Origin of the sequence: Citrobacter sp. JUb117 (genome assembly GCF_024809055.1) — a bacterium.
GTDB lineage: Bacteria > Pseudomonadota > Gammaproteobacteria > Enterobacterales > Enterobacteriaceae > Citrobacter > Citrobacter gillenii.
Map to the genome: position 1 here is coordinate 20,365 of NZ_JANUFB010000005.1, position 19,239 is coordinate 39,603.

19 protein-coding genes, 1 pseudogene and 1 other annotated feature are annotated in these 19,239 nt (G+C 50.4%); of the genes and pseudogenes, 9 read left to right on the forward strand and 11 right to left on the reverse strand.

Going from position 1 to position 19,239, the window contains the following annotated elements; genetic code table 11:
- Window positions 1-100 precede the first annotated feature (100 nt).
- Together M2374_RS12490 and M2374_RS12495 are read left to right on the forward strand one after the other, a co-directional pair.
- A complete protein-coding gene (locus tag M2374_RS12490) occupies window positions 101-274 on the forward strand; it encodes a YciY family protein (RefSeq protein WP_096756805.1) in 174 nt (57 codons plus the stop codon).
- Window positions 275-479: 205 nt separating this feature from the next.
- Complete coding sequence (locus tag M2374_RS12495; RefSeq protein WP_164496617.1) at window positions 480-641, forward strand: hypothetical protein; 162 nt, start codon at window positions 480-482, stop codon at window positions 639-641.
- 445 nt (window positions 642-1,086) lie between these two features.
- On the opposite strand, the gene M2374_RS12500 is transcribed toward M2374_RS12495, so the two are convergent.
- A complete protein-coding gene (locus tag M2374_RS12500; protein ID WP_003020675.1) occupies window positions 1,087-1,383 on the reverse strand; it encodes a YciI family protein in 297 nt (98 codons plus the stop codon).
- A gap of 215 nt (window positions 1,384-1,598) precedes the next feature.
- Between M2374_RS12500 and tonB the strand changes: the two genes are divergently transcribed.
- Complete coding sequence (gene tonB, locus M2374_RS12505; protein WP_197970845.1) at window positions 1,599-2,324, forward strand: TonB system transport protein TonB; 726 nt, start codon at window positions 1,599-1,601, stop codon at window positions 2,322-2,324.
- An 80-nt stretch (window positions 2,325-2,404) separates the two neighbouring features.
- Here tonB and yciA read toward each other — a convergent pair whose 3' ends face one another.
- The 4 genes and pseudogenes from yciA to M2374_RS12525 form a co-directional block, all read right to left on the reverse strand.
- Entirely contained in the window at window positions 2,405-2,806 is a 402-nt protein-coding gene (gene yciA / locus M2374_RS12510; RefSeq protein ID WP_259155037.1) for an acyl-CoA thioester hydrolase YciA, read from the reverse strand.
- A 155-nt stretch (window positions 2,807-2,961) separates the two neighbouring features.
- Window positions 2,962-3,501 (reverse strand): septation protein A, encoded by a 540-nt coding sequence (locus M2374_RS12515; RefSeq protein WP_115258309.1) that lies wholly within the window; start codon window positions 3,499-3,501, stop codon window positions 2,962-2,964.
- 55 nt (window positions 3,502-3,556) lie between these two features.
- A complete protein-coding gene (locus M2374_RS12520; RefSeq protein ID WP_096756808.1) occupies window positions 3,557-4,300 on the reverse strand; it encodes a YciC family protein in 744 nt (247 codons plus the stop codon).
- Between the two features lie 28 nt (window positions 4,301-4,328).
- Window positions 4,329-4,415, reverse strand: a pseudogene (locus M2374_RS12525) (YkgJ family cysteine cluster protein); the annotation flags it as partial.
- Window positions 4,416-4,695: 280 nt separating this feature from the next.
- Here M2374_RS12525 and ompW point away from each other — a divergent pair.
- Window positions 4,696-5,334 (forward strand): outer membrane protein OmpW, encoded by a 639-nt coding sequence (gene ompW / locus M2374_RS12530; protein WP_181689038.1) that lies wholly within the window; start codon window positions 4,696-4,698, stop codon window positions 5,332-5,334.
- A gap of 90 nt (window positions 5,335-5,424) precedes the next feature.
- Here ompW and M2374_RS12535 read toward each other — a convergent pair whose 3' ends face one another.
- Window positions 5,425-7,626, reverse strand: coding sequence for an autotransporter outer membrane beta-barrel domain-containing protein (locus tag M2374_RS12535; RefSeq protein ID WP_181689039.1), 2,202 nt, complete (start codon window positions 7,624-7,626; stop codon window positions 5,425-5,427).
- A gap of 438 nt (window positions 7,627-8,064) precedes the next feature.
- Here M2374_RS12535 and M2374_RS12540 point away from each other — a divergent pair, with 438 nt between their 5' ends.
- Window positions 8,065-8,340, forward strand: a complete 276-nt coding sequence (locus M2374_RS12540) for a hypothetical protein (protein WP_153880441.1) — start codon at window positions 8,065-8,067, stop codon at window positions 8,338-8,340.
- Between the two features lie 101 nt (window positions 8,341-8,441).
- Window positions 8,442-9,920, forward strand: a complete 1,479-nt coding sequence (locus tag M2374_RS12545; protein WP_181491337.1) for a GGDEF domain-containing protein — start codon at window positions 8,442-8,444, stop codon at window positions 9,918-9,920.
- A gap of 33 nt (window positions 9,921-9,953) precedes the next feature.
- Here the strand turns inward: M2374_RS12545 and trpA are convergent, their stop codons facing one another.
- Genes trpA through M2374_RS12570 form a run of 5 tightly spaced genes read right to left on the reverse strand, consistent with a single transcriptional unit; the run spans window position 9,954 to window position 16,483 of the window.
- The gene (trpA, locus tag M2374_RS12550; RefSeq protein WP_181689040.1) at window positions 9,954-10,760 is read right to left on the reverse strand and encodes a tryptophan synthase subunit alpha; all 807 of its coding nucleotides are present in this window, start codon (window positions 10,758-10,760) and stop codon (window positions 9,954-9,956) included.
- Window positions 10,760-11,953, reverse strand: a complete 1,194-nt coding sequence (trpB, locus tag M2374_RS12555) for a tryptophan synthase subunit beta (RefSeq protein ID WP_096756813.1) — start codon at window positions 11,951-11,953, stop codon at window positions 10,760-10,762. The genes trpA and trpB overlap by 1 nt, the downstream gene beginning before the upstream one ends.
- A 10-nt stretch (window positions 11,954-11,963) precedes the next feature.
- Window positions 11,964-13,325, reverse strand: coding sequence for a bifunctional indole-3-glycerol-phosphate synthase TrpC/phosphoribosylanthranilate isomerase TrpF (gene trpCF / locus M2374_RS12560; RefSeq protein ID WP_223240225.1), 1,362 nt, complete (start codon window positions 13,323-13,325; stop codon window positions 11,964-11,966).
- Window positions 13,326-14,921 carry a bifunctional anthranilate synthase glutamate amidotransferase component TrpG/anthranilate phosphoribosyltransferase TrpD gene (gene trpD, locus M2374_RS12565; protein ID WP_096756814.1) on the reverse strand — a complete coding sequence of 532 codons (1,596 nt, stop codon included), beginning with the start codon at window positions 14,919-14,921 and terminating at the stop codon, window positions 13,326-13,328.
- Complete coding sequence (locus tag M2374_RS12570; protein ID WP_181689041.1) at window positions 14,921-16,483, reverse strand: anthranilate synthase component 1; 1,563 nt, start codon at window positions 16,481-16,483, stop codon at window positions 14,921-14,923. The genes trpD and M2374_RS12570 overlap by 1 nt, the downstream gene beginning before the upstream one ends.
- A 23-nt stretch (window positions 16,484-16,506) precedes the next feature.
- Window positions 16,507-16,601 (reverse strand) — a sequence feature (Trp leader region).
- A 160-nt stretch (window positions 16,602-16,761) separates the two neighbouring features.
- On the opposite strand from M2374_RS12570, the gene rnm reads away from it, so the two are divergent.
- From rnm to rluB, 3 genes are all read left to right on the forward strand, one after another.
- A complete protein-coding gene (gene rnm, locus M2374_RS12575; RefSeq protein ID WP_115258317.1) occupies window positions 16,762-17,640 on the forward strand; it encodes an RNase RNM in 879 nt (292 codons plus the stop codon).
- Window positions 17,637-18,257, forward strand: coding sequence for an L-threonylcarbamoyladenylate synthase (locus tag M2374_RS12580; protein ID WP_181689042.1), 621 nt, complete (start codon window positions 17,637-17,639; stop codon window positions 18,255-18,257). Before rnm ends, M2374_RS12580 begins: the two co-directional genes overlap by 4 nt.
- Before the next feature lie 100 nt (window positions 18,258-18,357).
- Entirely contained in the window at window positions 18,358-19,233 is an 876-nt protein-coding gene (gene rluB, locus M2374_RS12585; protein ID WP_096756818.1) for a 23S rRNA pseudouridine(2605) synthase RluB, read from the forward strand.
- Window positions 19,234-19,239: the final 6 nt, after the last annotated feature.

A 19,239-nucleotide genomic window follows, 5' to 3' on the forward strand; every position in this document is an offset into this window, starting at 1 on the left:
GCATCAGGATTCATCTGGCAAATAAAAACACGGGAAAACTGCTGGTCTGCATTCGGTCAGGCGGTATAATGTCCGCTCTGTGACGGTAAGAGTGGTTAACATGAAGCGTAGTAGAACGGAAGTGGGGCGCTGGCGGATGCAGCGTCAGGCCAGTCGCCGTAAAGCGCGTTGGCTTGAAGGACAATCGCGCCGCAATATGCGCATCCATACCATCAGAAAGTGCATTCTCAACCATCAACGTAACTCGTTGTTGTTTGCAATCCACAGCGTCTGATCAAAATGGGCATCGCTGGCGGTGCCCAATGACCACAGCACAACCCGCCATCTTTTATCCTCCCGCTTAATATTCTGCGTTATTCAATCAGCCCCTTATTTATTGATTGCTCGTGTCGGATATGTTTGTAACAATGTGCCGGTAATAACTATTTATATAAATTTTCACCAATATTTTTGTACGGTTTTTGAAAAACGGAGTTTAGATGAAGTATTTAATGGCGCTCATGCTGAGTGTGACGTTGTCTGGTTGCACGGCAAGCGACTGGATTGATGCTGCCGGTGGCATCATGCAGGCAACAGATAAAAATCAAAAAGACGCCAGGACTAAGCGAATCAATGCGGCCAATAAAGCTGCTGGATATTAAAGAATCAGTGAGTTAATGCCACTTCTGATGGCGTAATGCAGAAGTGGTATTGGGTTTCTCAGATGGATGCGGTGATGTATCTTGTTGTTTTAAAAGTGATAAGTTAGTGAGTTGAAATTTTATTGAGCTTGATGTATCGCTTTTCAGAAGTGAAATACATAATAAATTGATAATGATAAATAGCAATTTAATAGGAAGTCGACAGCATTCCTCTACCTTATTATACGTCTATCGAAAAGACTGTCATTATTTATAAAAAGATTCCCTGCATAACATTTTGCCAGATGCTTTAGTTTTCTAACCACTAAGTGTTATATGCCATGGTGAGTATTGAAATAGCAATAATACAGGTGCATTGAATATTATCTATTCAGATGCACCCTTGTGAATATTATAAGCGGGTAGATAATCACTCTGCTTATTAATGTTAGTCTGACGTTGTTGCTTAAAATACTTTCTTATACGGTTTTACTGAAACTTGCGCATAAACGCCTGCCGCTACATACGGGTCAGCTTCAGCCCATGCTTGTGCTGCTTCGAGTGATTCAAATTCGGCAATGACGGTTGATCCGGTAAATCCGGCCGCACCCGGGTCGTTGCTATCCACGGCGGGCATAGGACCTGCGGTCAACAGGCGACCTTCGTCATGGAGAAGTTGCAGACGTGCCAGATGTGCCGGGCGCACGGAAAGGCGTTTTTCGAGAGAATCAGCGATATCTTGAGCATAAATAACGTACAGCACGGGAAGAGCTCCTTGATCGGTAAAAGTCGTTAATTACGTTATTGGAAAGGCCTAACAACTGCAACGGAAAGATAACGGATTTGTTAAGCCCCTACTTTAGAAGTGGGTTATTATCATAAAATCGCGTTTTAAATGCCGCTTACCGCCATGGGCTTATTGAATATGATTGCTATTTGCATTTAAAATCAGGGCCTGGTTTTTTAACTGAAACGATTATGACTTCAATGACCCTTGATTTACCTCGTCGCTTTCCCTGGCCGACGTTACTTTCTGTCGGCGTTCATGGTGCTGTAGTGGCAGGACTGCTGTATACCTCGGTACATCAGGTTATTGAACTGCCTGCGCCCGCGCAGCCGATTTCTATCACGATGGTCGCGCCAGCTGACCTCGAACCGCCGCAGGTTGTTCAGCCGCCTCCGGAGCCCGTCGTCGAGCCAGAACCGGAACCCGAACCGATTCCTGAGCCGCCAAAGGAGGCACCGGTCGTTATCGAAAAACCGAAACCGAAGCCAAAACCGAAGCCAAAACCGGTGAAAAAGGTGCAAGAACAGCCGAAGCGTGACGTTAAACCGGTTGAATCACGCCCGGCTGCGCCAGTTGAAAACACCGCGCCTGCGCGCCCGACCACCAGTACCGCCCCGGCCACCAGCAAGCCGACCGTCAGTGCGCCTGCTGGCCCGCGTGCGCTGAGTCGTAATCAGCCACAGTATCCGGCACGTGCGCAGGCGCTGCGTATTGAAGGTCGTGTAAAAGTGAAATTTGACGTGACGTCAGATGGCCGGGTTGAGAACGTGGAGGTGCTTTCCGCACAGCCTGCCAATATGTTTGAGCGTGAAGTGAAGAATGCCATGCGCAAATGGCGCTACGAGGCGGGCAAACCCGGCTCCGGACTGGTGGTGAATATTGTTTTCCGTCTGAACGGTACTGCGCAGATCGAGTAAGAAGTTGGCCGGATGAGGCGCTACGCCATCATCCGGCAATTAGCATAAGGCTTGTCTGATTTCGACGTTAACGTGTCGTATCAGGCAGAGGCGGGGATCGGACGGGGTTTCCCATCTTTATCCACGGCCACGTAGATAAACAACGCTTCGGTGGCTTTGTAGCGTTGCCCAATTGGCTCAGATGCCACTTTCTTAACCCAGACTTCAATATTAATGCTGATGGATGTGGTACCGCGCTTCACACAGCGCGCATAGCAACAGACCACATCACCGACGGTAACCGGGCGTAAAAAACTCATTCCTTCCACTCGCACCGTGACCACACGACCGTGCGCGATTTCCTTGGCCTGAATAGCGCCACCGATATCCATTTGCGACATCAGCCAACCGCCAAAAATATCGCCGTTAGCATTGGTATCGGCTGGCATGGCCAGTGTACGTAAAACCAGCTCACCTTGAGGGGTGTTATTCGTTGTTGTCATTGTAGAACCGACTGTAGAGAAAGATTACAGGCGCGATGCTACTAGAATTTGTGGGCTGAGAACAGAGGGGATGCGGTGTGCAACGCGGTGTTAAAGTGAGAGAAAGGTATAGTGGGTTAAAAATTCGCCAGATCCGCAGATCTGGCGAATGCACATTATGACTTATCTTCCTGCGGCAGATGTCGGTAAATATACACCCCGCTCAGCAGCGTGAAGACCAACGTCAGGGCGGTTAAGCCAAACACTTTGAAATTTACCCAGATATTTTGCGGCAGCCAAAACGCGATGTAGATATTCGCCAGACCGCACAGGATGAAAAAGACGGCCCAGGCCAGGTTCAGTTTCGACCATACCGGCTGTGGCAGCGTCAGTTCTTTACCTAACATGCGCTGAATCAGCGGTTTTTTCATCACCCACTGGCTGACCAGTAAGGCACCTGCAAACAGCCCATATATCACCGTTACCTTCCACTTAATGAATTCATCGTTGTGGAAGAAAACGGTCAGGCCGCCAAAAACAGCCACCAGAATAAAGGTGATCAACGCCATCTTCTCGACCTTGCGATAGCGAACCCAGCTGTAAATCAACACAATGGCCGTCGCGACAATCAGTGCCGAGGTCGCCGCATAGATGTCATAAAGCTTATAAAAAGCGAAAAAGACCACCAGCGGTAAAAAATCAAGAAACTGCTTCATTCTTCGATTCCGTAATCAAAAAGCATCGACCAAGAGGCCGGGATGCGTTCAGGGTTTATTGGCGAATCAGCATATACAGGCGGAACAAATAGATCAGCAAAACGGCAGAAATCATATTGCTCAGCGTATTCGCTACTACTGCGCCAACATTCGGCGTTAATACAGCAAAAGTGGGGGCGAGCAGCAACAGTGACGTTTTTGCCAGCAGCCAACCGATCACAGCGGGCGCAACCAGTCGCATGTTAGACCACGCCAGACGCATACTGTTGCGCATGGCTGCAAAGACACCCATCTTATCCTGAACCATCATCACTGGCGCAAGCGACAGCAGAATGGCCAGCACAATACCGGGTACAACGACCAGCATAATCCCGATTTGCACCAGCAGGGTAGTCAGAAAAATCAGAATAAACAGCTTAGGCAATACCGGTGCACTGGCGCCAATGGCCCGCAGCGCGCTGACTCGATGGCCTGCTGAAATTAACTGGATCATCAGAATAATACCACCCGCGAGGATGGCATTGCCGATAAGTCCAGAAAATGTCGATGCCGCTGACGCACGTAGCAGGATTTGCTGCTGTTCCGGTGTCATGTTCTGCACCAGGTCGAACAGTCCCACGCTGTTGGTTATCTGATCCCCTTCACTGAGTTGCGCAATCTGCGCGTCGCTGGGGGAAAAAGCATGCCCGAACACCACCGTGATAAACGCGCACAACAGCGATACCAGCAAGATGGTAATGAATTGATTACGGAAAAAGTTTCCCGTGTCACGGTAAACGGACTTCGCCGTGATTGACATGCACTCTCCTTGAGTTTTGCAGGTGTTCATTTGCGGGCAATTGTACCCTGGATAACTCAACAGTGGCAGCATCGCGAGGTGTATGGAAAAGCATATCTTTGTAAAGCGGCGGTAATTTTTGGCTATGACTTCAGCATTATGCAACAACGCTGTTTGTTCTCTGTACACCATGGCTCATTACGTCCGTATACCATTGAAGGGAAAAATGCTCACAGGGTGGAAATATATCAAAATTGATCTGAATTAAGTTAACCAGGATTTTGAATGCAAGTTCTAACTTAATCTGGATCAATAAATGTTAAATTACAGGCGTCAATGTGATCTGTGTTAGATCATTTATTACTCCATTGTAGGTATATTCGTTCCGCTTTTATAACCATAACGATGGAGCGGACATGAAAAAATTAACAGTGGCAGCATTGGTATTAACAACTCTACTTTCCGGGAGCGCATTTGCGCATGAAGCGGGAGAGTTCTTTATTCGCGCAGGTTCTGCAACCGTAAGACCGACGGAAGGTGCGGGCGGTACGCTGGGAAGTTTGGGCGGTTTTGACGTCAGCAATAACACGCAACTGGGGCTGACATTCACCTATATGGCGACCGACAATATTGGTGTCGAATTACTGGCCGCAACGCCGTTTCGTCATAAAATCGGCACCTCAACCACCGGGGATATCGCGACCGTTCATCATTTACCGCCAACGCTAATGGCGCAGTGGTACTTTGGCGACTCCAGCAGCAAGTTGCGTCCTTACGTTGGCGTCGGCGTTAACTACACCACGTTCTTCGACGAAGGATTTAACGATAACGGCAAAGAAACCGGATTATCTGACCTGAGCCTGAAAGACTCCTGGGGTGCGGCGGGACAGGTGGGGATGGACTACCTGATCAACCGTGACTGGTTGATTAACATGTCAGTCTGGTACATGGATATCGACACCACCGCGAGCTACAAACTGGCTGGCGCACAGCAGCACGATAACGTACGCCTCGATCCGTGGGTGTTTATGTTCTCTGCGGGTTATCGCTTCTAAGCTCTTCTGGAAAACGGGTCATCACATGACCCGTTTTCCATTCTGTACATCCAGGACAATCCAGACGTACAGAATAGGGTTGCTCAAGTATTAAAAGAGAACGCGGACACCTGCTTTAATATTGAGTGGCGCCTCGATGTTTGAACCTTTGGAGTAGCCGACTTCAGAAAATAGAGAGGCATTCTTCCCGATTTTTGCATCAAGGCCTAAGCTATAATTACCGACAGTACCTGAATTGTCATTTCTAATCTTCACACTTTTATTGATATTTACTGAGTTATCATCAATCAATTCATTTTCAATTGAAATTTTGAAATATGGCGTGATTTTAGCGCTCTGGCCAACATTTAAGTTGGTTCCTAATTTAGCACCAATTTCTCCTTTGAAAGATCTGTCATTGCCCAGATCAACCTTCATGCCATTGCTTAGTGAAACGACTTCACTCTTGGCAATAAAGTATTCTGCTCGAGTGTAGGGAACAAAAAACGTTTTATCAAACCATGTGTACTTACCTACTTCCAAAGCAGAACCAAAACCTGTTTGCTTAAATTCAGTGGTTGCAACATCGACGGAGTCAACGATGACTTTGGAATTAGTGTCAAATCGGTTACCTTTAATTAACCCATCAATGTAAAGCCCGTTTTTATGGATATATGACGCATATAAACCAATTGAATAGCTGTCAACATCAGAATGCGTCCCTGATTTTTCTTTAATTTTGTTTTGGGTGATACCCGCAGACACACCAAAACTTATATCGCCAGTTTCTGTCGGGAGAGTTTTCCCTATGCCGTACTCAAAACCATTTTGTTTGAGTTTATATGGGTCGTTCACACCATTATCAACGCGATAATCTGAACTAATGAATCTTCCCCATACATGATTTCCTTCAATATCGGTCAGGCTATTATTCAATCTGTCTGATATAGTATGAAACTCATTTGTGAAGATTGAAGAAGCATAGGATGCCATTGACAATGCAGCTTTTGCTGAAGATGAAAGTTGATCACTATGCTGTTTCAAATACCAATCATCATTATTTTTTTCTAAAGTATATACATATGAACCCAGTTCAACTTTATCACCATTTAATTTAAAAGCATCATTTGTACTATTACCAGCATGAATCAAGTGATATCCATCGCTGCTTTCTTTACCACTACCTTTAATATTAACTGTATTGTTGGTTCCGGAAAATTCAGACACATCAAGGAAATCACCACTCATACCTTCAACTTTCATAAAAAATGAAGAGTTGCTGGAATCTAATTTATCAACGCTAAGAGTTTTAAATTCCTTTAAATCAGTTGATAAGTCATTATCAAAAGAAGAACGAAAATGAACAGAGGAATCATTTAGATTCATGTTTCTATTCTTTATGCTATTGATAACATAGAGATTACTCTGACCTGATAGTGAAATGTCAGCATCAGAACCTTCGGCCATATAAATTTCAGCGCCGTTTTTTAGCGTCGCGTATCCAGCTAAAACACCAGCTTCATGGATGAAGCCTACACCACCGTCGAAACTTACATTTTCACCAGTAGCGTTTGGATCTATGTCGTACTGCCCTCCTATAACAGTAGTATCTTTTGCATAACCGCCAGTATTAATATCCTGACGGCCTCCTGTATTCACAGTGACGTTAGAGGCACTACCATTAACACCAATGTTTTGATAACCACCCTTATTAATGGTATCTCCAGATGTAGTACCTCCCTCTGTTACCACTTGTTTTCCACTATTTATAGTGGAATTAGTAGCTGTGCCACCACGTACAAATACAGCGCCTCCATTTATAATGGTCTTGTTAGACATGCCATTTTTATATACGTATTGTGCACCGTCACTGTTAACTGTTGTATTTTCTGATTTTCCGCCGGCATTAATAAATTGCCTGCCCTTGCTTTCTACGGTAGTGCTGACTGCCGTTGCATTATTATTGACGTGTTGAATTCCGGACATTGCAATGTACGCATTCTCAGAAATAGCGTCAGATTCAAGTTTTTGAATTCCTGATAATATCTTGAAATTATCAATCAAAGCACCAGTTACCGTGCTTTTTCCGCCGTTAAGTACAATGTTAGAAGCACTTCCGCCAGTGTGAATATACTGATGACCTCCAGTGGTGATAGTGCTATCCAATATTTTCCCATAGACATCTTGTCTATCATTAATCACTTCATTTTTTACTTCAGTGCCTTGATTTACTTTTTCAGTAAAATCTGCAGAGAAACCTGCACCCGGCAAAACTGACAGGATTAATGTGCTGATCACTTTCTTTTTAAACATACATAACACTCGCAATAAAAAATAAATAATTATCAGTTAAGGTTGCCGCAAACATAAATAGTAGATTGCCGCTCAACGAACGATAAATAGATACAGTTTATTAAACTTGAAAAAACAATGACGCTACAATTATTAAGATTAGTAATTCCAGCAGGAAAAACTAATCTAAGGCCATTGTTTTATATATTGTAAAAATGCGTAACTTTCAGGGCAACTCGAATTTTTCTGGTGTTCATGTAAGTGTTTTCTGATGTTGTTGCTGTGAAATTATTAGGTATCTATATTCTGTGTAAGTTATCGCTTCTAACGCTGAGATTCACATGTGAAAAGACGGGGCGAGCGTTGTCCCGTCTTTTTGGCCCTGTTTTTCCCCTCCCGCCTTTTCACCCTTCGATCAAATGCTACTCTTTAAGCAAACCTGCTTTGAGGGCATTGACGATGGAATTGTCCCGCCAACAGCTGCAACAAAAAATTTCACTTCTGGAATCATCACCCAACGATGACATAGCAGAATTCGCCCTGTATGCTGCGCGCGCACTGCTGGGGTATATGACTCGGGTGGAGAGCCTTGAACACGCTCTGGCCGTACCGATCAAATTACCTTATTGCAGTGCCAGCCCGGTTTGCGAAATTGAAGCGGGTTATGCCGCCGGCGTCAGCGACTGCCGTGAGGCCATTCGCCGGGCGGGCTATCTGCTTGATGGTGATGATTAGTTTGCGAATTTGTTAATAAAGATATGCTTTTTATCGGTAAATCTGTAACTTAGCGCTCAAGTAACTGATTTGGCAATGCGGGTAACTATCAGGGTGGACGCGTGAAGATTGTGCAGGATAAGCTCAGAAACAGGCAAGCGTTGCTGGTCTCTGGCCTCATTACACTGATATTTACATCACTGTTCCTGTTCATCATTTACGAGCAGCGTACGGCCACCGCAAGTGAAGGTATCAACCGTCTCCAAACGCGTCTCATGGACATCTTTAACGACAATGAACTGATCGCGGACGCCATCGGTGAGCGTTATCACCACACCATTAATGGTGGACGATGTGGCAGCAAGTCGCGCTTTGTTCCGCGCGAGGAGGGGGAGGGGGAGTGGGGAATCAACGCCGATCGAAAGCGGATACATTCGGCATCTGGAGCCATTATCGCTAAGCAGCCCAGCCAGCAGGCCCTGTGTATGTTTACCGCCGCAGAGTTTATCCGCGGAATGGTGAATGAGCTCAATCCGGGCACTTTCGACGCGCATCGTTATATTATCGCCAAAGACGCAGATTATTTTTACTGGTTTACTCCTGCCGACTCTCACAATTTTTCTTTCGCTGACTCCGAGATGGCGCTCGATATTTCCAATTTTTTCTACCCACCGGTCGATTTTTATACCCGACTACTGCAAAAAAACGTCAAAAACAAAGCCCTTAGTTCGACCAATTTTTACACCGATAAAATCACCGGTGATAAGGCGTACAGTGTCGTTAGCTATATTTACGATCTGTCAGGCGATGATATCTCCGATCATATCGTGGCGTACCTGGTTTATGACCATTCGAAACCGGAATTGCAAGATGAGTTGGCAAACGCGTTTGAAAACCAGCTTCCGCCGGGTCTTAATGTGGCATTGGTGAATTTACTCAACAACGAGAGTCTCTGTTTAGCCGGGAAATGCACAACTCTGAACAACGCCCATGTCAGGATGTTGTCAGAAAAGTATGCGCTGCACTATTCGATCTCGTTAGGTCGTTTTATGGTACACGATGCGCATGCCGGAATTGTGATTCTTTTGGCGCCGTTCTTCTTTATTATCATTAGCTTTTCGTTGAAATCGTGGCTGAATGAAAGCGATCTAAAGGTGTATATCGATTCGCTGACCGGTTGTTTTAACCGCAGGATCCTCGACATTATTAAACGCCGGGATTTATCCCATTGTTCGGTGGTACTTCTGGACTGTAATAAGTTTAAGGCCGTCAACGACACCTGGGGCCACGCGGCCGGGGATCGCGCACTGCAAACCATTGCCAACAGAATGCTGTCTAATACCCGAACCAGTCACGATCTGGTGATTCGTACCGGCGGGGATGAGTTTATGATCTTGCTGTTTCGCTCTCAGGCGAGTGACGCTATCGCCATCGCTGAGCGTATTAGCGGTCAGGTCAATAATCACGTATTTGTGGTAGAGGGGCACACGGTGCCGCTGTCGGTGTCATGGGGAATTGCGGAAGTGAACGGTGAACTGGATGTGGCTATTCAGAACGCAGATAACGCCATGTACAAAATGAAGCAGGCGAAAGAAGGATAAAACCGCCAGATTTACGCTGGCGGTTGTGGCTTATTACTGATGCGTGGCGGCTTTCATCGCGCTGACAAAGGCCCTTAGCTCTGTCAGCATCTGTTCCGGTGCGGCGACATTTTTCTCAATAATTTTCACAATCGCCGAGCCTGAAATCGCCCCGGCAGCACCTGCTTCAATCGCCCCCGCGACCTGCTCAGGCGCTGAGATACCGAAGCCTTGCAACGACGGCGGTGCATTGTATTGTTTCAGCTTCTCGACCAGATGATGCAGCGGTAGCGCAGCACGCTTTTCGGCGCCAGTCACGCCAGCACGAGACAACAGATAGGTATAACCGCGACCATGGGACGCAATCTGGCGCAGCAGGTCGTCATCAGCGTTCGGCGGGCAGATGAAAATCGGTGCCACGTTGTGGCGCAGTGCCGCTGTCCGGAATGGCGCAGACTCCTCAACCGGCACATCGGCGACTAACACTGAATCCACGCCGACTTTTTCACACTGGGCGTAAAATTCGTCAATGCCTTTACTGAATACCAGATTGGCGTACATCAGCAGGCCAACAGGAATATTGGGATGTTTTTGACGGATCCGCGCCAGCATTTCGAAGCATTGCGACGGCGTGACGCCTGCGGCAAAAGCACGTAAGGTCGCATCCTGAATGGTCGGGCCGTCAGCCAGCGGGTCGGAGAAGGGGATCCCGAGTTCGAGCGCATCAGCTCCGGCGTCGATCAGCGTATCAATAATCTTCAGCGACTGCTCAACAGAAGGGTCGCCGAGAGTGACGAAGGGGACAAATGCACCTTCTTTGCGGTCCTTCAGCTGTGCAAACAGGTTTTCATAACGTTCCATCAGATTTCCCCTCGTGCTTTCAGAATATCGTGTACGGTGAAGATGTCTTTGTCGCCGCGACCGGAGAGGTTAACCACCAGCAGTTGCTCTTTGTCCGGATCCTCACGCATCATTTTCAACGCGTGCGCCAGGGCATGTGATGACTCCAGGGCCGGAATGATCCCTTCATGCAGGCATAGGGTTTTAAAGGCTTCCAGCGCTTCGTCATCGGTAATCGATACGTAATCGGCACGGCCAATACTGTTCAGGTAAGCATGCTGTGGCCCGACGGACGGGAAATCCAGACCCGCTGAAATCGAATAGGACTCTTCGATTTGCCCCTCTTCGGTTTGCATCATCGGTGATTTCATGCCGAAGTAAATCCCGACGCGACCATGCTTCAACGGCGCGCCGTGTTCACCGGACTCAATCCCGTGACCGCCCGGCTCAACGCCAATCAACCCGACGCTGGTGTCATTAATAAAATCAGCAAACATACCGATAGCATTCGACCCACCACCCACGCAGGCGATAACGGCATCCGGCAGACGACCTTCTTTTTCGAGGATCTGCACTTTGGTTTCTTCGCCGATCATGCGCTGGAACTCACGCACAATAGTTGGGAAAGGATGTGGGCCAGCCGCCGTACCAAGCATATAGTGCGCAGTATCGTAGCTGCCAGACCAGTCGCGCAGCGCTTCATTACAGGCATCTTTCAGCGTGGCGGAGCCGCTGTGTACCGGGATCACCTCGGCGCCCATCAGCCGCATACGGAACACGTTGGGAGACTGACGTTCGATGTCTTTCGCACCCATATAGATGCGACACTTCAGGCCAAGCAAGGCACAGGCGAGCGCGGAAGCTACGCCGTGTTGACCGGCACCTGTTTCAGCGATGATCTCGGTTTTACCCATACGTTTTGCCAGCAGCGCCTGACCCAACACCTGGTTAGTCTTGTGCGCACCGCCGTGCAGTAAGTCTTCACGCTTCAGATACAGGGTAGTGCGAGTACCCGCGGTGATGTTCTGGCATTTGGTCAGCGCGGTAGGGCGGCCTGCATAGTTTTTCAGCAGGTCGGTAAACTGCGCCTGAAACTCAGGATCTTTCTGCGCGCTGACGAAGGCTTCTTCCAGCTGGCGCAGGGCAGGCATCAGAATCTGTGGCACATACATGCCGCCAAATTCACCAAAATAGGGGTTGAGTAATGTTGTCATGTCCTTTTCCTTAATATGCGCGCAGTGTTTGAAAGACCGAGGCCAGCAGACGCGCATCTTTGATGCCCGGCTGCGACTCTACGCCAGAATTGAAATCGAGACCGGCACAGCCGGTTTTAGCCGCGTCGACGCAGTTATCTGCACCGAGTCCGCCAGCCAGTAAAACGTTATCCAGTGATTGCCCACCCAACAGCGACCAGTCAAAGCGCTGTCCGCTGCCGCCCTGGCCGTTGTCGAAAACGTATCTATCAACATGCTGATAGCTGCGGACTGGCAGTGACTCGCCCACGCTCAGCGCCTTCCAGATTTGCACCTGTTGCGGTAATGCCGCACGCAGCGTATCGATATAAGTCTGATCTTCGTTCCCGTGCAGTTGCACGGCTGTCAGTGATAAATGCCCGACGGTGGAGCACACGTCATCAATATTGCTGTCGCGAAACACGCCAACGTACTGTAGCGGCGCACCTGTCATGACCTCACGAGCCTGCTCAATATTGACGGCACGTGGTGAAGAAGGAACAAAAATCAGTCCGCCATAAATTGCGCCGGATTCATACGCCGTATGGGCATCCTGTGCGCGCGTCAGTCCGCAGACTTTATTCTCGCCGAGCAGCACGCGACGTACCGCTGCATGCAGGTCCTGATGCGACATCAGCGCGGAGCCAATCAGAAAACCGTTGGCGAAATGGCTGAGTTCGCGCACCTGGCCGTAGGTATTAATGCCGGACTCGCTGATGACGGTCACGCCGTGGCCCAGTCGCGGTGCCAGTTGGCGGGTGCGATTGAGGTCAATCGACAGGTCGCGCAGGTCGCGGTTGTTAATGCCCACGACTTTTGCGCCAAGCGCAATGGCACGTTCCAGCTCTTCTTCGTTGCTGACCTCGGTCAGCACACCCATTTTCAGGCTGTGCGCCACGGCGGCAAGCTGACGATATTGTTCGTCATCCAGCACGGACAGCATCAGTAAACAAGCATCAGCCTGGTAATGACGGGCCAGGTAAATCTGGTAAGGATCGATAATAAAGTCTTTACACAGAATCGGCTGCGGTGCGATGCGGCTGACGATGGGCAGGAAATCAAAGCTTCCCTGGAAATATTTCTCGTCGGTCAGCACAGAAATCGCCGAGGCATAATGTTTATACACACCCGCAATATGTGCCGGGTCAAAGTCATCACGGATCACGCCTTTTGACGGAGAGGCTTTTTTGCACTCCAGAATAAACGCGGTCCGCGCGCCTTGCAGCGCATCATAAAAATGTCGCGAGCTTGGCTGAACATCATTTTGAAAGCTGGCCAACGGTTGTTGCTGTTTGCGGGCTTCTACCCAAATCGCCTTGTCTGCGACAATTTTCGCTAAAACGGTTTGCATCATTTACCCTCTTGCTGCCAGGGCGGTGACCCGGTCATAGGCCGCACCGCTACGCAGGACATTAATCACGATTTGTGCGTTGGCTTTTAAATCTTCTTCGCCGTGCAGGCGCATTAACATGGCGACATTCGCTGCCACGGCGGCTTCGTGCGCGGCTTCACCTTTACCTTGTAACAAGCGACTGAGAATGTCACGGTTTTCTTCCGGCGTGCCGCCCGCCAGCTGTTCCTGGTGATATGGCGTCAGGCCAAAGTCGTCTGCCGTCAGCTGATAACTCTTGATTTCGCCGTCATGCAATTCGGCCACAATGGTCGGTGCATGCAGCGAAACTTCATCCATTCCGCCGCTGTGCACCACGGCTGCACGCTGATATCCCAGCACGCGCAGGGTTTCGGCAATGGGCAGTACCAGTTCCGGGCTGTAGACGCCGATCAGCGCCAGCGGCGGATGCGCAGGGTTAATCAGCGGCCCGAGCACGTTAAACAGCGTGCGGGTTTTGAGCTGCTGACGAACCGGCATGGCGTGACGAAAACCGGTGTGATATTTCGGTGCAAACAGGAAACATACGCCCAGTTCGTCAAGCGCCAGGCGCGACTTATCGGCATTCATATCCAGGTTGATGCCAAAGGCCGCCAGCAGATCGGATGAACCTGATTTACTGGAGACGCTACGGTTACCGTGCTTCGCTACCTTTAACCCACAGGCCGCGGCGACAAACGCGCTGGCGGTGGAAATGTTGATGCTGTTGCTGCCGTCACCGCCGGTCCCGACAATGTCGGCAAACAGATAGTCCGGACGTGGGAACGGCGCGGCGTTCTCCAGCAGGGCCGTCGCCGCCCCGGCAATTTCATTCGGATGCTCACCGCGCACTTTCATGCTGACCAGTGCGGCAGCCAGCTGCTCCGGCTTCAATTCACCGCGCACGACTGCAGAGAACAATTGGTGGCTCTCCTGCTGAGACAGCGTCTGGGCCTGATACAGTTTTTCGAGAATAGGCTGCAGCGTGTTGGTTTGTTCAAGCTTCTGCTGTGCCCAGGCCAGCGTTTGCTCCAGCAGACGCGCGCCCTGAGTGGTGAGAATTGATTCCGGATGGAACTGGAATCCGCACACGCGGTCGGTGTCGTGGCGAACCGCCATCACCATGCCGTTGAAGTGGGCGTTAATGGTTAGTCCCGCCGGGACGTTGCTGCCGACCAGTGAATGGTAACGCGCCACAGGCAAGGGATTAGCCAGACCGGCGAACATTTCCTGACCGTCGTGTTCAATACTGGAGGCTTTGCCGTGCAGGATTTCTCCCGCCTGACCTACATACCCGCCGTAAGCTTCGACAATCGCCTGATGCCCAAGGCAAATACCGATAATCGGCAATTTGCCACGCAGGCGAGTCAACAACTCCGGCATGCAGCCGGCTTCGCTTGGCGCGCCCGGACCTGGCGAAAGCATCAATACCGGGTTTTTCATGGTCGCTAAGCGGTCAATTAAGGTCTGCGCCGGGATATGGTTGCGATAAATCACCACGTTGTGGCCGTTGGTACGCAGCTGATCTGCCAGGTTATAGGTAAAAGAGTCAATGTTATCGAGCAGCAGAATATCAGCCATTAGAAAATCTCCTGTGCGTGGTGTGCTGTGGCGATAGCACGCAGAACCGCACGCGCTTTATTACGGGTTTCATCGGCTTCAGACTGCGGTACAGAGTCCAGAACAATCCCGGCACCCGCCTGCACGGTGGCGATACCGTCTTCTACCAGGGCAGAACGAATCACAATGCACGTGTCCAGATCACCGTGGGCGGTGAAGTAACCGACCGCGCCGCCATAGCTACCGCGGCGGCGACCTTCAGCCTCGGCGATAAGCTGCATGGCGCGCACTTTCGGCGCACCGCTCAGCGTGCCCATGTTCATACAGGCACGGTATGCATGCAGGACGTCAAGGTCATGACGCAGTTCGCCGACCACGCGGGAAACCAGGTGCATCACGAAGGAATACCGGTCAACTTTGGTCAGGTCGGCCACGTAGCGACTGCCCGGGGTACAGATACGAGCCAGGTCATTACGCGCCAGGTCCACCAGCATCAGGTGCTCGGAAAGTTCTTTATGGTCAGTGCGCATTTCCAGCTCAATACGGCTGTCGAGATCGCGGTCCAGCGAGCCGTCAGCACGACGGCCGCGTGGGCGAGTCCCGGCAATAGGGTAGATCTCAATCTGGCGGCTGGTGGCATCGTATTTCAGCGAACTTTCCGGCGAGGCACCGAACAACGTGAAATCGTTATCCTGCATAAAGAACATGTACGGGCTGGGATTGCTCTTTTTCAGAACATAATAGGCAGCAAGTGGTGACGGGCAGGGCAGTGAAAAACGGCGGGAAGGCACTACCTGGAAAATCTCACCGGCACGAATGGCTTTTTGCAAACCGCGCACGACGGTACCGAACTCTTCATCGCTCTGATTACACTCACAGCGCATTTCTGGCACTTCAATAACGGGCAGCGGCGGCGCGGGTTCGGTTAATTGCTGGCTCAACTGCACCAGTCGGTGGGCCAGACGCTGTTTTTCTTCCTCGCAGGGCGTGAACACGCTGGCCTGAATACGGGTGCTTTTTTTCTGGTGGTCAATGACCATCAGGGTTTCGGCCAGGTAGAAGCAGTAATCAGGGCAGCGGTTGCCGGCTTCAAGCTGGGGTAAATCTTCGAATCCAGCGACCAGATCGTAGGAAAACAGACCGCCGAAGAACATGGCTTCACGCTCCTGCTCCGGCACATTAACCAGTTCCTGCATTAAACGGAACGTGTCAAAGACCGACAGGGAACATAAGCGGGCATCTTCATCCAGCAGTGGGCTGACGGCCGGAAAACGCAAATGGCGGGCATTCGGCTGTTGTTGGTTTTCAACACCAGTTGGCAAGGCGGCATCCAGCAACGGGAGCAGGGAGGCACCATTCGCCGACAACGCCTGAATGGTAACGGTGTCACCTAAGGCGGTAATACGCAGCGCGCTGTCGACCAACAGCAGACTCTTCAGGTCGTCCTTGCTGTCGATATCGGCGGATTCCAGTAACAATGTCGCCGGGCGCGCGCCGCAGACCTGATGAAACAGCTCGGTCGGGTTGTTACGGTAGGCGGCGTCACAGGCCAGCAGTTCGAGTGTCGGTTTTTGTGTTTGCATCGTTATTCTCATTAATTTTGTTCAAAAAAAAGCCCGCTTAGTTGGCGGGCCGGGTATCTGGTTGCATATTGCAGACGTAAGACACTGCCCGAAATCAGGAAGTGCGCCACCCACCGTGCAGGACATATGTTGCTTTCATCTCAGATACCTTCTTTCTTCATGTGAACTTGCGTACTAGTTAACTAGTTCAATGGAATAAAGTCAACACCTGATTTCAGTAAATTTGTCTAAAACGCTATGATGAGCGTGATACGACATTTATTGAAACGGGAGCCGCCTTGAGCGACACGAATTACGCAGTGATTTACGACCTGCACAGTCATACAACGGCGTCCGATGGACGATTGACACCTGAAGCATTGGTACACCGTGCGGTAGAGATGCGAGTCGGGACATTGGCGATTACCGATCATGACACCACGGCAGCGATTCCGGCGGCAAGAGAAGAAATTTCACGTTCAGGTTTAGCCTTGAAGTTGATAGCGGGCGTTGAAATTTCCACGGTCTGGGAAAACCACGAGATCCATATCGTCGGCCTGAATATCGATATCGACCACCCCATGATGCGTGCGTTTCTGGCAGAACAAACCGCGCGTCGTCAGCTGCGTGCGCAGCTAATTGCTGAGCGACTGGACAAAGCACATATCCCGGGCGCGTGGGAAGGCGCGTTACGTCTGGCTGACGGCGGGGCCGTCACGAGAGGCCATTTTGCGCGTTTCCTGGTTGAGAGTGGCAAAGCCACGACCATGGCTGACGTGTTTAAAAAATACCTTGCCCGCGGGAAAACCGGTTACGTTCCGCCACAGTGGTGTACAATAGAACAAGCTATTGATGTCATTCATCATTCTGGCGGTAAGGCGGTGCTGGCTCATCCTGGTCGGTACGATCTTAGCGCTAAGTGGCTGAAAAGACTGGTTGCCTGGTTTGCCGAACATCACGGTGACGCGATGGAAGTGGCACAGTGTCAACAGTCTCCCAATGAGCGTACCCATCTGGCGACGCTGGCGCGTCAGCATCAGCTGTGGGCATCACAAGGATCTGATTTTCATCAGCCGTGCCCGTGGATTGAATTGGGTCGTAAGCTCTGGTTGCCCGCAGGCGTTGAAGGCGTCTGGCAGCTTTGGGAACAGCCCGAGACCACTGAGAGGAAAGTATGAGTCAGTTTTTTTATATCCATCCTGATAACCCACAGCAACGCCTGATCAATCAGGCCGTTGAAATTGTGCGTAAAGGTGGGGTGATCGTTTATCCCACTGATTCCGGCTATGCGTTGGGCTGCAAAATCGAAGACAAAGGGGCGATGGAGCGTATTTGCCGTATCCGTCATTTGCCTGATGGACACAACTTCACGTTGATGTGCCGTGACCTGTCCGAACTGTCGACGTATTCGTTCGTGGACAACGTTGCTTTTCGTTTAATTAAAAACAATACGCCGGGCAACTACACCTTCATCCTGAAAGGGACGAAAGAAGTGCCGCGCCGATTGCTGCAGGAAAAACGTAAAACCATCGGTCTGCGCGTACCGTCCAATCCGATTGCGCTGGTGTTGCTGGAAGCGTTGGGCGAGCCCATGCTCTCAACATCGCTCATGCTGCCGGGTAGCGAATTTACCGAGTCCGATCCGGAAGAGATTAAAGATCGTCTGGAGAAGCAGGTGGATTTGATTATCCACGGCGGGTATCTCGGTCAACAGCCCACCACGGTTATCGATTTAACCGATGACTCGCCGGTGGTGTTGCGTGAAGGCGTCGGCGACGTTAAACCTTTCTTATAAGGGCGCAACTCAGTATACTACGCGGCCTTAAAATGGTGCTAACTGGCGCCGTTGATTCTCCTGTTCGACGCCTGTGAAGGCGACACCTAAAGGAAGCTCTATGAGCGAAAAGTTACAAAAAGTGCTGGCGCGCGCTGGCCACGGTTCTCGCCGTGAAATTGAAACCATTATTGCAGCAGGTCGCGTGAGCGTTGACGGCAAAATTGCCACGCTTGGCGATCGCGTTGACGTAACACCGGGTCTGAAAATCCGTATCGACGGTCATCTGATTTCGGTTAAAGAATCTGCGGAACAAATCTGCCGCGTTCTGGCGTATTACAAGCCGGAAGGTGAATTGTGTACCCGTAACGACCCGGAAGGTCGTCCGACCGTCTTTGACCGTCTACCAAAACTGCGCGATGCGCGCTGGATTGCGGTGGGTCGTCTGGACGTGAATACCTGTGGTTTACTGCTGTTCACCACCGATGGTGAACTGGCGAACCGTCTGATGCACCCGAGCCGTGAAGTTGAGCGTGAATACGCGGTGCGTGTGTTTGGCCAGGTGGATGAAACGAAACTGCGTGACCTGAGCCGTGGCGTGCAACTCGAAGATGGTCCGGCCGCATTTAAAACCATCAAGTTCAGCGGTGGTGAAGGGATTAACCAGTGGTATAACGTCACCTTGACCGAAGGGCGTAACCGCGAAGTGCGTCGCCTGTGGGAAGCCGTTGGCGTGCAGGTGAGCCGTTTGATCCGCGTACGTTACGGTGATATTCCGCTGCCGAAAGGTCTGCCGCGTGGTGGCTGGACGGAGCTTGATCTCGCCCAGACAAACTATCTGCGTCAACTGGTGGAACTGCAGCCGGAAACCAGCTCGAAGGTTGCTGTTGAGAAAGACCGTCGTCGCATGAAGGCGAACCAGATCCGCCGTGCAGTTAAACGTCACACCCAGGTCGGCGGTAGCCGTCGTCCGGGCGGTCGTAACAACAACGGTTAATCATGA